10 protein-coding genes are annotated in these 15,119 nt (G+C 50.0%); 7 read left to right on the top strand and 3 right to left on the bottom strand.

The features are described 5' to 3' along the window. Window positions 1–99: 99 nt before the first annotated feature. Together F1379_RS29885 and F1379_RS23325 are read right to left on the bottom strand one after the other, a co-directional pair. A complete protein-coding gene (locus F1379_RS29885; protein WP_162551264.1) occupies window positions 100–807 on the bottom strand; it encodes a helix-turn-helix domain-containing protein in 708 nt (235 codons plus the stop codon). Between the two features lie 513 nt (window positions 808–1,320). Continuing rightward, a complete protein-coding gene (locus tag F1379_RS23325; protein WP_150274497.1) occupies window positions 1,321–2,283 on the bottom strand; it encodes an AraC family transcriptional regulator in 963 nt (320 codons plus the stop codon). A 143-nt stretch (window positions 2,284–2,426) separates the two neighbouring features. On the opposite strand from F1379_RS23325, the gene F1379_RS23320 reads away from it, so the two are divergent. From F1379_RS23320 to F1379_RS23310, 3 genes are all read left to right on the top strand, one after another. Beyond that, entirely contained in the window at window positions 2,427–3,848 is a 1,422-nt protein-coding gene (locus F1379_RS23320) for an MFS transporter (RefSeq protein WP_420850524.1), read from the top strand. Between the two features lie 57 nt (window positions 3,849–3,905). Continuing rightward, a complete protein-coding gene (locus tag F1379_RS23315; protein ID WP_150274493.1) occupies window positions 3,906–5,480 on the top strand; it encodes an alpha-L-rhamnosidase-related protein in 1,575 nt (524 codons plus the stop codon). Window positions 5,481–5,571: 91 nt separating this feature from the next. Then, window positions 5,572–7,572, top strand: a complete 2,001-nt coding sequence (locus F1379_RS23310; RefSeq protein WP_162551263.1) for a methyl-accepting chemotaxis protein — start codon at window positions 5,572–5,574, stop codon at window positions 7,570–7,572. On the opposite strand, the gene F1379_RS23305 is transcribed toward F1379_RS23310, so the two are convergent. Beyond that, entirely contained in the window at window positions 7,569–10,079 is a 2,511-nt protein-coding gene (locus F1379_RS23305) for a GH39 family glycosyl hydrolase (RefSeq protein ID WP_150274489.1), read from the bottom strand. The genes F1379_RS23310 and F1379_RS23305 overlap by 4 nt on opposite strands. Before the next feature lie 214 nt (window positions 10,080–10,293). Between F1379_RS23305 and F1379_RS23300 the strand changes: the two genes are divergently transcribed. The 4 genes from F1379_RS23300 (at window position 10,294) to F1379_RS23285 (ending at window position 15,058) form a co-directional block, all read left to right on the top strand. Next, window positions 10,294–11,796 carry a sugar ABC transporter ATP-binding protein gene (locus F1379_RS23300; RefSeq protein WP_150274487.1) on the top strand — a complete coding sequence of 501 codons (1,503 nt, stop codon included), beginning with the start codon at window positions 10,294–10,296 and terminating at the stop codon, window positions 11,794–11,796. A 19-nt stretch (window positions 11,797–11,815) separates the two neighbouring features. Further along, window positions 11,816–12,766 (top strand): ABC transporter permease, encoded by a 951-nt coding sequence (locus tag F1379_RS23295; protein ID WP_150274485.1) that lies wholly within the window; start codon window positions 11,816–11,818, stop codon window positions 12,764–12,766. Between the two features lie 63 nt (window positions 12,767–12,829). Next, on the top strand, window positions 12,830–14,032 hold the full coding sequence (locus F1379_RS23290; RefSeq protein WP_150274483.1) for a sugar ABC transporter substrate-binding protein: 1,203 nt from the start codon (window positions 12,830–12,832) through the stop codon (window positions 14,030–14,032). A 27-nt stretch (window positions 14,033–14,059) separates the two neighbouring features. Next, on the top strand, window positions 14,060–15,058 hold the full coding sequence (locus F1379_RS23285) for an ABC transporter permease (RefSeq protein ID WP_239004780.1): 999 nt from the start codon (window positions 14,060–14,062) through the stop codon (window positions 15,056–15,058). The last annotated feature ends 61 nt before the right edge of the window (window positions 15,059–15,119 follow it).

Raw genomic sequence — 15,119 nt, 5'->3', positions numbered from 1 at the left:
GCCCATGAATGACAAACATCGGAAAGCCGTATGAGGGAAAACCTCACGTACGGTTTGATGAGGAGGGGCTGAATTTATTCAGCCCTTTACTCTAGCGGATTATACGGAATAGCCGCGGGAACGGAATTGCTTGGGAGTACATCCGGTATGCTTGCGGAAATTTTTGATGAAATGGCTTTGGTCGTTGAACTTGAGCCGGCTGCAGATATCCGTCAAAGATAACTCCGAATACAGCAGCAGCTTCTTGGCTTCCTCAATCCGTTCCTGTCCGATGTAGACGCCAAGCGGCACGCCGACTTCCTTTTTAAATTGCTTGGATAAATACTCCGGATGCAGGTTGACGATGGCAGCCAGCTCGCTGAGAGAGGGCGCTTCGTAGATATGATTATAGATGTACTCACGGCAAAGGTTAATGACCTTGGAATAGCGCAACAATTGATTATCCCTTACCCGTTCCACAAGATCAAAATAGCATTGATAAATAACCTTACTGATCTCTCCGTCATTACTGCAGGCTTCAGCCTGCTGGATATACAAATCACTTAAGGTATAGGCGATTTCTGCGTGTACTCCGCCTTCGATAGCCGCGTGGGTCGCCAGAGTGATTCCGCAAATCGCCAGGTTGATCTGGTTGCGCAGCGGACTGCGGATAGAGGTCGTCCCCAGCTTTGCCCGGTTAAAGTCGGTAAACCATAGACTCAGATCGGCCGCGCGTCCCTCTTTGATATAGCGCATCATCTCCTGGGACCAGTCGGACGGGTGGTGCAGCCGCAGCTCTTCTCTTTGATTGGAGAGGCTGCGGCTCAACGATGACTCCGAGACATTAGGAGCTTCTAACGGCGTTTCACCGCTGTTTTCAAAGGCAACGTCCGATAGTTCGAGCTCCTTCCCGTACAACATATACATTGCCAGTTGCGCGTAATGAGTTGCTTTTTTTTGCGAAATGACAGGCAAAGGTAAGGAGGAGGAGTTGGCATCAATATATGGCAATCCATGAATGGATAATTGGAATGGACCGATGATTGTCCACTTGTGGAGGAGTTCCCCGGAAGATTCCGGCAGCACAATGAACGTCTCTCCGTATTCCAGGGTTCGGATCACCGGCCTGTCTGGTGTATCGCCGGATAAACATAACTGTTCTGTCCGATTATGCATAGAGTGGGGGTATGCAGACTCAGCACTGAGCTGCTCCAGGGAATTTCCTTGCCGGTCAAAATGTACAACGGGCAATTCCAGTGAATTGTGCAGGATTTGCGCGGCGAGGCTTGTCTTAGGCATGTTTTTATTTGGCGCCGATAAGCGCTACTCCTTCCTTCCGGTTTATTCATTCCATTTCATCTGCTGTCTCCGGTACTTTGCCGGCGTTGAGTTAAAGTGCTCCACAAAGGTTCGGTAGAAGAATCCCAGGCTTTGATAGCCCACTTCATGAGCGATCTCCTCAATGCTGGTGTTCGTATTAGCCAGAAGCGATGAGGCATGCAGCATGCGCTGAGTTTTGATCAGCTCGATGAAGGTTTTCCCTGTCTTCTTCTTCAGCAGATTGCCCAAATAATTGACATTGTAATTGAATATACCGGCCAGCTCTGCCAATGAGCAGGTCTTGTAGTTTTGCTCGATATATTTAAGGATTTGAATCAGATTAAATTTCGCATCCGGGTGGCTCTCCTGATTGGTGTGATACGTAAACACCCGCATCAATTCGGTTAAACTGATCATCATGTACTGGTAAATCATCTCATGGGAATAGAGCTGAGGTTCAAACGCCTCACACATCATATTCCGCATAAACATATGAAAATGCTCGTGTGCCTGGGATTCGAACAGGATATAGCGGTTATGGTTCGTACTGTCGGACAGCGCATTGACCATAAAATGGGACAAGATGCCCTTCTCACTGAATCGGCTTAACGCATTGGTGAAAATACCGGGCTTCATCAGAATATTGACAAGAATATCATTCTCGCCCATGGGCTCTATGCTATGCAGAACCTCTGTATCCAGCAGGCAGACCTGACCTTTCTCCAGTACAATCCGCTGTCCATTAATCCATTGAATGCAAGTTCCGGAGTAAATGTAATTCATTTCTATAAAATTATGAAGATGCAGCGGCATAGGCGCAAAGCGGTTATGCTTGCGGATGTGAATGGGGCCCTCCTGAAAGAAGACATCGTCCGGCATGCGGAAATACTCATTATTGGTGCCTTGCCAATCCAGCGGCCATACATCGTTGATATTTACCCCGGTAATTCTTTGCTGTTCTTCAACCGGGTTAATGCTGCGCAAATGAAGGTCAAGCTCTTGGTAGTTCAGGCCGCTTCTCCTCCTTATTAGCCAATATTCTATGCAGAACCAGTATACCTGTAAAAAGGATAAAAAGAAACGTGCTTAGGCAATTGTCCCTTGTTGTCGAAAACGCTTTAATATAAATGAGGCAGATCTTTAGACAGATGAGGTGGAGAAGATTGGAAGCTGTGAAAAACGGAATAAGAAGCGGTGGTCCGCAGGATAATTCCTTAGCCAGGATCAGTTTCGGAGAAAAGCTTGGTTATGGTGTAGGTGATATGGCCAACAATCTGATCTGGACAGCCATGTCCATGTTTGTGACCTATTTCTACACGGATGTTGCAGGGCTCGCAGCCGGTGCGGTTGGCACCATGTTTCTGATTGCACGCGTTCTGGATGCATTTGTCGATGTCGGTGTCGGCACAATGGTTGACCGTACTAAGAGCCGCTACGGTAAAGCCCGTCCATGGCTGTTATGGATGTGTATTCCGTTCGGCATAGCGGGGGTGCTGCTGTTCACTGCTCCTGATCTGAGTGCAGCCGGGGCTTTGGCTTATGCCTATGTCACTTATCTGCTGATCAATATTATTTATTCGGCCATTAATATTCCATACGGTGTACTCAGCTCCATGATCACCCAGGACCCGTACCAACGGTCGCTGCTGAATATTTTCCGTATGGTCATGACCCTGATCGGTATTCTGATTGTCTCCACCGGCACCTTGAAATTTGTCGAGTTATTCGGCGGCGGCAAACACGGCTGGACCTGGACCTTCGGGGCTTTCGGGTCCATCGCGGTCATCATGTTTATCATTACGTTCCTCACGACCAAGGAACGTGTGCGTCCGGCTGTCGTGGAGAAGCCTATCCCGTTCAAACGCGGACTGGGGGCATTGTTCCGCAACAAATACTGGGTGATGATCCTGCTCTTGAATACGCTCTTTTATGGAATGCAGGCAGTAACCTCAGCGGTCAATGTCTACTATGCCCAATATCTGCTTGGCAACAAGGATTTGGTCGGGCTGCTGTCTATTGTGCAGTTGATACCCATGATGCTTGGTCTGCTGCTGCTTGCGCCGGTCATTAAACGGTTCGGCAAACGAAATGCAGCACTAACCGGGATGGTGCTAATGGTTATCGGCAGTCTTATTCCGATGATTGACCCGGATAATTTAACCGTAGTCATGATCTCAACCGTTGTTAAAGCGCTTGGCCAGGCGCCGCTGATGGGCACGATTTTTGCTTTTACAGCCGATACTGTGGATTACGGTGAGTGGAAGACCGGTATGCGTACCGAAGGCTTGATCTTCAGTGCTTCCAGCTTCGGAGGGAAGACGGGCACCGGCTTCGGCGGTGCACTGGTGGGCTGGATTCTAGCCTTCAGCGGTTATGTCGGCGGGCAAACCGCTTTGTCGGGAGCCGCTTCTCAGGCTATCCAGTTCCTGTACATCTTCCTGCCGGCCATTTTATGTGCATTATGTGCCGTTATTCTGTGGTTCTACAGGCTCGACAAGGAGTATCCAAAGATACTGCAGGAGCTGCAGGAAGTCAAACAAATGGGCTGAGCATTGGTGAGGCTGATGTGTTAATCAATCTGATTCATACCTTAAGGAGGAACAATCATGGAAGAACCTAAAATGCAGGCAGCGTCTGTTGTTATTAAACCTAATGAAGAATTCATTCAGGAAGCGGAGCGCCTTAAGCCTGCGCTCTTGAAGCGGAAGGTAGAAGCGGCACAATTGGTCAATGTAGTACGGGATGAAGCCGTCATCCATGGATGGAGGGCGGAAGCTGCGGGAGAACCCGCTTTACTCTCCGCCAAGGAACTGGGGAAGGGGGATTCCGTGATTCTCGATTTCGGGGATCACCGGGTCGGATATCTCGCCTTTGATGTGTCCTCCGTCGGCAGCCCGCCGGATGCGCCGCTGCAATTGAAGCTTACCATGGGCGAGATGCCGGTGGAGATGGCCGAGCCGTTCTCCGAGTATGAAGGCTGGATCAGCAGCTCCTGGCTGCAGGAAGAGACGCTGACGATAGATGTGCTTCCGAAGCGGATTGAGCTGCCCCGCCGGTACAGCTTCCGTTACGTGAAGTTCGAGGTTCTGGCCTCTTCGATGAAATACCGTGCGATCCTTGATAATATCTCCTGCACGATTGTAACTTCTGCCGACGCTTCGCAGGTAGAGGCGCTGCATCACCCGGATGATGAGCTGGAGCGGATTGACCGTGTCAGCATCCGGACGCTGGAAGACTGCATGCAGGAGGTATTCGAAGACGGGCCCAAACGCGACCGCCGTCTCTGGCTGGGCGATCTGCGCCTGCAGGCGTTGGCTAATTACGAGACCTTCCGTAATTACGATCTGGTCAAACGCTGCCTGTACCTGTTCGCAGGAGTTCCGGACGAGAAGGGAAATGTCTCGGCCAACTTGTTTATTGAGCCGACGCTGATCGCCGACGATACGTATCTGTTCGATTATTCACTGTTCTTTACCACTTCTCTCTTCGATTATTATACGGCTTCCCAGGACGAAGAAACACTGCGGGCCTTGTGGCCTACGGCAAGAAGACAGGTGGAGCTTGCTCTCGAGCAATTGGATGACCGGGGAATCGTGCAGGACCGGCCTACCTGGTGGTCGTTCATTGATTGGCATATGGATCTGAACAAGCAAGCACCTTCTCAGGCTATTCTGATCTATGCACTTAAACGCGCCATTCAAATGGCAGTGTGGGTCGGGTGTGAGAGTGCCGATCGTCTGGCGGAGCAACTGTCTGTCATTGAGGAGGCGGCACTGAAGCATCTATGGGACGCCGAACAGAACTGGTTCGTGAGCGGTGAGCAGCGTCAGGTGTCCTGGGCAAGCCAAGTCTGGTTTGTACTCGCAGAAGTGATGCCTGCCGGAGCCAATCAAGAGCTGATGCTCCGCCTGCTCAATACTCCGCCTGAAATCGGCTTGTCCACTCCATACATGCATCATCATCTGGTGGAAGCTTTACTGGTTTCAGGTTGCCGGGAGCAGGCTGTTGCTCATCTGAAGGCCTATTGGGGCGGGATGCTTGCCGACGGAGCAGATACATTCTGGGAGCTGTATGACCCGGCCAATAAAACATTTTCACCTTACGGCAGTTATCTGATTAACAGCTACTGCCATGCCTGGAGCTGTACGCCGACTTATTTGATCCGCCGTTACGGACTGTAGCTCCAACAATAAAGCGAAGCACTTGTCAAATTCCTTCCGGGTTGCAAGTGCTTCTTTTATGCAAACGGTGATAAGGGAGAGAGTATTGTCTGTGAAAAAATATTCAATCAAAATGTTAATCATTGTAATGCTGCTTGCCATTGCTGTTATACCTTTAATGACTTCTACGTACTGGCTAATTTCCGGCTACGACCGCGAACTAACGGGCCAGGTCAAGGAGAAACAGCTGCAAATGGCGGAATCCAATGCCGTCATCATGAACAATTGGCTGAATGCAAAGATTGGTACTATCGAGGAAATCAGCAGCCGCAACCGTGAACTTCTTCTAGAAGGTGATACCGGAAAAATTGTTCCCTTATTAAAAACACTGAAAACAACGGACCCGGAGAATATCTCATTTTCCTACACGAATGCGGACGGAATCTCTTATGGAAGTGACGGAGTGGTTACGGACTTTGCCGGCGAGAATAATAACTTCAAATCTATTGAGAATGTTCAAATTACAGACGTTATGCCCTCCGGGGGGAACAATCTGATCATCATCATTGTTCCTCTGCGGAATGAAGAAGGTACATATCGAGGAAATCTGTTCTCAGTTATGAAAGCCGATATCCTCCTAAAAGATCTCAAAGCCTCCCAGCAGGATGCCGGAGCCGATATTTTTCTGCTTTCATCCAAAGGAACTTATATCGCCCATCAAGATGAACAGATGATCGGAGTATCTGTGAGTGAAACGTTGAACGCTGAAGCCGCAGCGGAATTCAATGAGCATGTGCTGACAGAGCGGCAGGGGACATTAACCTACAAGGATGACACCAGGGATGAGCATGTATTTTCATCTTTTGCAACGGTGGAGAGAACGGGCTGGAAAGTGGTAGTTACAGGCGATACGGATACTCTCCTCGCCGAAGCATCACAGGCCAAGCGGCTGTCTTTAATAATGATAACGGTTACAACCTTAATAGTTGCACTCATTGCACTGTTCTTCTCCCGTATCCTGCTGCGTCCCGTCCTGTCTTTATCCTCGTTTATGCGGAACGTGGCAACTGGCGATTTATCGAAGCGTTTAGATGTCCGCATTAACAATGAATTCGGGCAGCTGCAACGCAGTATTAACGGGATGCTGGATGAATTCTCCCTGCTGATCCGAAATATCGAGTCGACTGTTCAAGAGACGGTGGGCACATCGGCCATGATGGACAGGCTATCAGCCCATACCGCACAGGATGCCAAGAACATCTCCGCAGCAGTGTCCACAATAGCGGATCACTCCCGCCAGCAAGCGTTGGATTCAGAGCATTCGGCCAGAGGAGCCGAAGAAATCAGCGGCAGTATCCGGCTTATTGCCGTCTCCGCTGCTGCAATGACCGAGCACTTCGGAGGCGTTATGCATGCAGTCGGACAAGGCTCGGAGCACGTTCAAACTAATGAGGCGCAGATGAAGGGCATTCATCAATACTTAAATGTTGCCGGGCAGGAGGTGCGGCAGCTGCTGGAACGGGCCGGCGAAATTCAGTCCATAGGCCAATTCATTGCGGATATGGCGAAACAGACGAACATTCTGGCACTGAACGCCGGAATTGAAGCAGCCCGTGCCGGCAAGCAAGGCCAGGGCTTCGCTGTAGTGGCTGTAGAAGTGAAGCAATTAGCTGCAGAGACGGCAGCAGCTGCCGGACAGATCGCGGATCTTGTAAATAGTATTCATAATCAGTCTGTCCGCACCTATCAATCCATGGATAAAGGCATGGAAGAAACGGAGCGCGGGGTACAGATCACTCACCAGACAGGAGCGGCGTTCGCACAGATTGTTCAGCTGGTTCAAGGGATGAACGGGCAGATTGAAGCGGTGTCCGCAGCCGCTGAGCAAATTTCCGCCGGTGCGGATGAGATTTCTGCTTCCATCCATGATATGCGGGATGTATCCATAGCTGCGATGGACCGTCTGCAGGCAATTAACGAGACAGCCCAGGCGCAATCGGATTCCATGGATGGCATTGCGGCAGCAGCGGCAGCCCAGACGGGGCTATCCCGTCAGCTTGAAGTGCTGATCGGGAAATTTCATATATCAAGAAATGGCAATGAGCATGATTAACTTTCCAACAGGATCTCTACGTAGCGTACCTCCAGCAGCTCAAGCGTTGCCGTGTACATCAGCTCGCCTCCGGCGACTTCTGCTTCCCTTATTTTCAGAGCCGGTGCGGAGGAGCGGCTCAGCAGATCCAGATCCTCTGCACTGTGGAGGGGCATAGCGCCGAATTCCATCCATTTATCGAAGCTGCTTCCCGATTTCCGGTTAATGACATACTCTTTAATCACGCACCGCCCTTCGGGCAGGTTCTTCAGCGGGATGGACATCTCCAGGCTGGAATGGCTCGGGAAGGGCGTATAACGGTTGATTGCGGTCATATTAAACAGCTCTCCGGAAGCGAACAACTTATTATAATGCTCATAGTTATACAGCATGATTCGGATGGAGGGTCCGCTGCGGGTGACAAAATATCCGTTCCCCTGCGCCAGCAGCTGAGAGCCCAGCCGGTTGATAAATTGAAACACATAATAATGAGGTTTCTTGATTCCATTGTAGGTAAACAAGCCCAGCCCGCCGTGAAAGATCTCGCTGCGGTGCTGGGTTTCTTCAATCAGATCGGTCAATACCCAATAACCGAAGCTGTCTAGGCGGTCATAGTTCTCCAGCAGATTCTTGGCCAGATAACAAGACTTGAAGCAGGTATCATTGATCAGATTGCGGTGCGACACCGTCAAATTCCATTCTGTCATATAGATGGGCAGAGTATCCATGCCTTCTTCTGCGGCTACTTCCTTCACACGGTCGATAAAAGCATGGAACCGGTGCGCGTCTTCGCTCAATTTGCCGGTGTAGGTAGTGAACTGCTTGGTATGCAGATCGAAGTTATCGAAGTTATCGGCATAGAAATGCAGGTTCAGAAACTCGGGTACACATTCATGCTTCCGTGTCCAGCGGATAAAATCCCTTGCCCACCCGATGCTGTAATCCGAGGTCATCAGCAGCGAAGGCGTACCGAAACGCAGCGTAGAATCACATGCCTTCACGGAATGATATGTATTCAGATACAGCTCATAAAAGAGACTGTCGTCGCCAAAACCAAACATCTGGCTGGAGGTATCCGGCTCGTTCCACACGCAGAAGAGCCATTCGGAGACTCGGGTTCTTCCGTACCGCTGCTGCAAATGAGTAACAAGTTCGGTTACCAGCCGGTTCCAGAGCTTGATGTCCTTTGGCGGGCTGGTATTAAAGCGGGAGGCGAATACAGTCTTGCCGGGCTGGCTGGCCAGTGATTCAGGCATAAAGGAGAGTTGAATCAGCGGCTTGAGCCCGATGGACAACAGGAAGTCCATGACTTTGTCGACATAGACGAAGTTGAAATGCCATTTGCCGTTCTCATCCACCGAGCAAACCAGCATATCGTCTGAGAGCAGACCGTGAAATTTGATGTATTCATAGCCTACCTCCCGCTGAAGCGTGCGTAGCATTTCCTGCACATCAGCCAGCAGCAGCTCCTTGGCCCGTCCCACGGATGTGAAGGTCTTGAACGTATGGGTCAGCGCCTTGCCGGGGCTGCTGCAATCAATCTCTTCGGCTTGAAGGTAACGGTTGCTCCGCTGCAGCAGGCCTGAGCTGTTCTCCGGCTTGTCCAGGTACTTGGCAATTTGATGAAGATAATTGTGCTGATCGAACTCCAGGTAATTGACGAGATGGTCGGAAGCGGATAACGGAGACCCGGAAGACAGCATGGAGCCAGAGGGTAGCTGCTTCCGGTACTGGCTGGGCAGCATACTGTATTTTTTCTTAAACGCCCTTACAAAGGAACGCGAATCCGAAAAGCCATGCTTCTGTGCAATTTCTTCAACAGAGTTATCCGAGCTGATCAATTCGTTAACGGCATGCGAGAGGCGCACATCATTGTAGTAAGCCGTAAAGTTCACGCCCATATATTTCTCAAAGAAGGCGGAAAGATAGGGGACAGACAGGTATTCTTCTTCGGCGATCCGGGTCAGCGAGAGCTGTTCCCTGTAATGATCGTTAATATAATTCATGATACGGGAGAGCCGGGTCAAATGCTTCTGGGAGGTGATATCGCGTGAATTCTTCTCCACCTTGAAATGCTGAATCAGCTCGGAGAGCAGGGCATAAGCCAGAGATTTAATATGGAAGCTCGCCGCCTCATCAAGGATATGGCTGTCTTGAATCAGATTGGCGATGATTCTTTTCAGGGCCAGGAAGCCCTGATGGTTGTCTCCGGTCTTGGTGCTGAGGTCAAAATAGAGATCGTTTAGCTGCTCCTGGGGAAGTCCGAATTTGGACAGGTTAATCTGCAGCGCGACCAGCACGCAGCCTCCAGCCTGAAGTTCATGGACCGAGTTGCTGTTAATCAGGAACAGGTCTTCTTCTTCCAGGGTGAATGACCGGTCACCCACCACGAGTTGAACGCTGCCGGACAGAACATAGAGCAGTTCCAGGCTTTGATGCCAGTGCTTCGGAACGCTACCGAGCTTGTGCATAAAGATCTTGATCGGGACGATGTTGCTGAAATTAATGATTTCATGCCGCTCTTCCATGATTGATACCTCCAATTTAACAATAAAAAATTGATGATCTTCGATCAATACTCACTTTTTTAATATTACATGCATCATAACTGTCCCAATGCTTGTTGTAAAGGCTAAATGACCATAACATATGGTGCCTTTTCACCAAACAAGCGTCCTAGGAAGCGTATACACTTTCAAGTTAAGCTATAGTCATAAAGTTGAAAATCATAAGGAGAACATGATGAGCACAAATGTATTGTTTGAGGCCGTGGATATCTGTAAACGCTTTGATGCGACCGTTGCTCTGGACCGGGTCAGCCTTACGGTTCGCAGAGGAGAAATACGCGGCTTAATCGGTGAGAACGGCTCCGGAAAGTCAACGCTATCCTCCATTATTGCAGGTATTCAAAAGGCTGGAAGCGGTTCGATGACATTAAACGGGCAATCCTACGAGCCGGTAAATATGATCGATGCTTTGGACAAGGGTGTGGGCATGGTTGTGCAGGAAAGGGGGACGGTGTCAGGCATAACGGTGGCCGAGAACATCACCCTGGGGGAGAACTCGAAGTATTCCCGCTGGGGAACCATCAACAAAAAGGCGCTGTACAATCAGGCGGAGCAGGCCCTGCAAGGCATAGGGGTTACCCATATTAAGGCCTCCGATCCGACGGACAGCATTGATATGCAGGACCGTAAGCTGATTGAAATTGCTAAAATTATGAGCCGCCATCCCGAAATGATCATCGTCGATGAGACCACTACGGTGCTGTCCCAATACGGACGCGAGGTCATTTACGGCCTGATGAAAGAAATGAAAGCGCACAACAAGTCGGTCATCTTCATCTCCCACGATCTGGACGAGTTGATGCAGGTGTGTGATTCGCTCACGGTGCTCCGCGATGGGGTGTTCATCCGGAATTTAGAGAAGCCGGAATTTAACGAAGATACGATTAAGCAGCTGATGGTTGGCCGGGAGATGACCGGCAGTTATTACCGTGATGATTATGATGGAAGTTATGGTGAGGAGGTTGTCCTTTCTTTGGCGGACGGCAGTAAGGGCGACCGGTTGAAACAGGTCAGCTTGAGTCTGCACAAGGGGGAAATCCTGGGGATCGGCGGCTTGTCCCACTGCGGGATGCATACGCTGGGCAAGGCGCTGTTTGGCTTTGAAAAGCTGGACAGCGGCATCGTTGAAGTTGCCGGCGGCCGTAGAATCCGCAGTGAGCGTGAAGCGATGGAGCTTGGTGTCGGGTATGTGTCCAAAGACAGGGACGTCGAAGCATTGTCCCTGCAATCCAGCATTAAGGATAACATCGTCATTGCCGGTCTGGACCACATCAAGCGGCCTCCGTTCCTGATCCTCTCCAAAGACGAGAAGAAGTATGCGGCCCGGCTGATCGAACAGCTCAGCGTCAAATGCGCATCGATGGAGCAGAGTGTTCAAAGCCTGTCGGGAGGCAACAAGCAGAAGGTTGTATTTGCCAAATGGATCGGCCGCGGCTCGGATATTCTTATCCTCGACTGTCCAACCCGCGGGGTGGATATCGGTGTGAAGCAAGCGATGTACCAGCTGATCTATCAGCTGAAGTCGGAAGGCAAATCCATCATCATCATTTCCGAGGAATTAAGCGAATTAATCGGTATGAGTGACAGACTTCTGATTATGAAGGACGGCCGGATTACAGGGGAATTCGCCAGAAGCCCCCAGCTGTCTGAGTCGGATGTCATTTCCTATATGATTTAAGCGGAGGTTCGGTGTACGAATGAATTTGTTATGGACCAAACATAAAAGCACAGTTGCAGCTTCAGCACCGGTAATCGGTCTTATCCTGCTTGCGGTGTTATATATCGTTGTGATGCAAGGGGATATTACCCCCTACAATCTGAACATTATTGTTAACCAGCTAATGATTACGGCCGTCATTTCGACCGGTGCAATCTTCATCTTCTCCATTGGAGCCTTTGATATCTCGCTTGGCGCCGCAACCGCTGTCAGCGCGATGGCGGGGGTGCTGGCGTTCAATGCAAGCGAATCGCTGCTGGTTATGTTCCTGGTGTGCCTCCTGGTCGGCGTCTTAATCAGTCTCTTTAATTCAATACTCGCTGCTCTGCTGAACCTGCCGGTATTTGTAACTACGATAGCGATGCTCAGTGTACTGAACTCGGTTATTGAGATGCTGCTCGGCGGCCAGTCCAAGCTCAGCATCAGCAGTGAGGCAGCAGCTTCAGCGGATACCCTGCTGGTCAAGTTGTCCATCCTGATTCTGTTCTTTGTGATTTGCCTGTTTATATTCCGGTACACGCCGATTGGCCGGCAGAATAAGTTTCTGAGCGCCAATCCGGTGTCTGCCAAACAAACGGGTCTTTCCAGATCCAAGCTGACGATCATTGCTTTTGCGATTGCCGGGATCGGGATTGGCTTGGCTGCTTTCCTGACCATCGTCCGGGCTCCAGTGCTCAGTAAGACCACTGCTTCCTCCGTAGGCATGGACGTGCTGATTGCACTTGTCTTCGGTGGGATGCCGCTTTCCGGCGGAGCCAGATCGAAGATCAGCGCAGCTCTGGTGGGCGCGACCTCGGTTGTGCTGTTAAATCAGGTGCTGCTCGCCCTCGGGTTCTCTTCCGGGGTTAATCAAATCGCCAAAGGCGTGCTCTTTCTGGTGGTAGTGTTCGTGGCAAGCATCGGATTCCGGGATAAACTGCTTCCCCGGTAGGGCTTGAACCATGGGCAATGATATATCACATTTAGCTTCGTTACATTAAATAGGAGGGTCATTATGACAAAGCACATGCTCAAACGTTCCATGTTTCTGTTGCTCAGCCTGCTGCTGGTAGCCGGGGTACTCGCCGGCTGCGGCGGCAATTCGGAAGCAGGAGAAGGCTCCGGCGGGAAGAAGATAAAGCTAGGGGTCCTGATTTATGACGCTACCGATTCCGAGGTGGTAGCATTTAAGAACTATTATGAGAAATATATTGCCAAGAATTATAATGTTGAGTTTACGTATTCGGATACCATCAACACGGCCGAGCAGGAGAAGGCGGCTATCGAGAATTTCATCAGTCAGCGGATTAAGGGGATTATTTCGTTCTCCAATCAGGACCGGCTGGCGAGCATCGCCATGTGCGAGGAAGCACAGGTCTACTATGCAGTCGGAGCTGGGACGCTTTCGGATGAACAATACGAACAGGTGAAGGACAATAAATATTATGTCGGCTCAATCGGCCCTTCCTTGGACAATGAAGAGCAGGTCGGCTATGACATGGCCAAATATTATATCGGGCAAGGCGCCAAGAATTTCCTGCTGTACACCGGCGGTTATCCGTTTGTCTCCATGCACAAGAAGAGAACCGATGGAATGATCAAAGCTTTCCAGGAAGCCGGAGTAACGTATGCTGAAGGCAGCAACGGAAATATCGGCACATTCTCGGGCGGCGGCTTCACCATCGACACGATGACAGGTTTCCCGGATGATTCCGGCGCATTCTATGGCACAGCGGGACAAAAGCTGGGTGCCTCTAATCTTGAAGTCGTTATTACTGCTGCACTTGGTGTTGAACTCTTTGGAACATCGATCTCCCAGACCAATCCTAACTTGAAGCTAGCGACGGTTAGCTCTTTCACAGATGCTTACAAATCAGCCTTTAATGCGGAACCTCCACAAGCAGATTACCTCGCCGGTAAGTTTGCATCTTCTATTGGTCCGATCTTTGCAGCCGTGTACAACGCGGTAAATGGAGATATCGATAGTGTTCGTGACAATGGTCAAGCCTTCCGTCTTGCGCAGGGGTACTGGACTGCTATCGGTAAGGAGCAGTTTAACGAAAGGTTCGAGCTGTCCAACAATGTGGAGACACCTGCGTATTCCAAGAAAGATCTCGACACTGTAATCAAAGCAACGAACGGTGATACCGATTTTGAGAGCTTCAAACAGTTTGTGGAAGCCTACACCTATGAGGACATTCAGAAACTGCATCAATAAGCGGGCAGCAGACCAAAGGTGGTATACATGAGCAGAATAGTAAAAAATACAGCTTACACGCTGATTATCCCTGTCTTTGTACTTGTATTGTTTATCTTGCTGACTTCCATAAATGGAATAAGCCTGTTTGGAAATCATGGGCATGTACTGACATTTGTGCGCTCTACGGTTGTCATTGCCTTTACGGCTTGGGCATTGGGGCTGAATCTGGACTCCGGCCGCTTTGATTTCTCGATCGGCTCCGTATCGTTATTGTCTTCGCTTATCGGGGCTAAGTTGGCAGTGACCTATGACCTCTCACCTGGGATGATGTTCGTCCTGATTGCATTAACGGGAATGCTGCTTGGACTGGTTTCAGGTTTGGCTTATATTACACTCAAATTGCCTCCACTTATTCTCTCCCTTGGCATAACCTTGATTTATGAGGCATTCACTTTTGTGATTACCGGAGGAGAGGGGTTGCTTATCTCCACGAACCTTTCATTGGTCAAGTTATCCTCATTAGAGAATTTGCTATGGATGGCTGGTGCTGGCCTTGTGCTGATGATCTTCCTGGCCAACTTTACAGGCTTTGGCTATAATCTGCGGGCCTTGCAGCATGGACAGAAGATCGCGGTTCACACGGGTGTAAATGAGAAACGGAATGCGGTAGCCTGCTACATGCTGGCCGGACTCTTAATGGGTGTCGTAGGCAGCATCAATATCACTACACGCGGCTCGGCTTCGGTTGTACTGAATTTCTCGTCAATCTCCTTGATGTTTACTGCGTTTCTGCCGTTATTCTTAGGCGGTTTTATCGGCAGGTATAGCGAAGAGAAACTGGGGATCTTCCTGGGGAGCGTAACCAGCGCCATCATCACACTGGGCTTTGTCCGGCTGGATGTGTCTTCTCAAATGCAGTCGCTGTTCAATGCCATTATTCTTCTCTTATTCCTGGTGTACCTGAACAATGAGAATAAAGTGAAGGAACTGGTCTTTCTCAAAGAAAGAAGCAGAATGAATCGGGCATCAGCTCGTTCAAACTAATTGATAGGCAGCTCGATGATTTGACATCGGGCTGTTTTTTTCATTTCGGCGTATACTGTAG

Origin of the sequence: Paenibacillus tepidiphilus (assembly GCF_008635795.1) — a bacterium.
Lineage (GTDB): Bacteria > Bacillota > Bacilli > Paenibacillales > Paenibacillaceae > Paenibacillus_AQ > Paenibacillus_AQ tepidiphilus.
Note: the sequence above shows the minus strand (reverse complement) of the source record. Positions and strands in the feature narration are given on the sequence as shown.

Excerpts from the sequence above, each read along its gene's own strand:
- F1379_RS23320 (WP_420850524.1), top strand. The coding sequence starts at position 2,427 with ATGAGGCAGATCTTTAGACAGATGAGGTGGAGAAGATTGGAAGCTGTG.
- F1379_RS23315 (WP_150274493.1), top strand. The coding sequence starts at position 3,906 with ATGGAAGAACCTAAAATGCAGGCAGCGTCTGTTGTTATTAAACCTAAT.
- F1379_RS23305 (WP_150274489.1), bottom strand. The coding sequence starts at position 10,079 with ATGGAAGAGCGGCATGAAATCATTAATTTCAGCAACATCGTCCCGATC.
- F1379_RS23300 (WP_150274487.1), top strand. The coding sequence starts at position 10,294 with ATGAGCACAAATGTATTGTTTGAGGCCGTGGATATCTGTAAACGCTTT.
- F1379_RS23295 (WP_150274485.1), top strand. The coding sequence starts at position 11,816 with ATGAATTTGTTATGGACCAAACATAAAAGCACAGTTGCAGCTTCAGCA.
- F1379_RS23290 (WP_150274483.1), top strand. The coding sequence starts at position 12,830 with ATGACAAAGCACATGCTCAAACGTTCCATGTTTCTGTTGCTCAGCCTG.
- F1379_RS23285 (WP_239004780.1), top strand. The coding sequence starts at position 14,060 with ATGAGCAGAATAGTAAAAAATACAGCTTACACGCTGATTATCCCTGTC.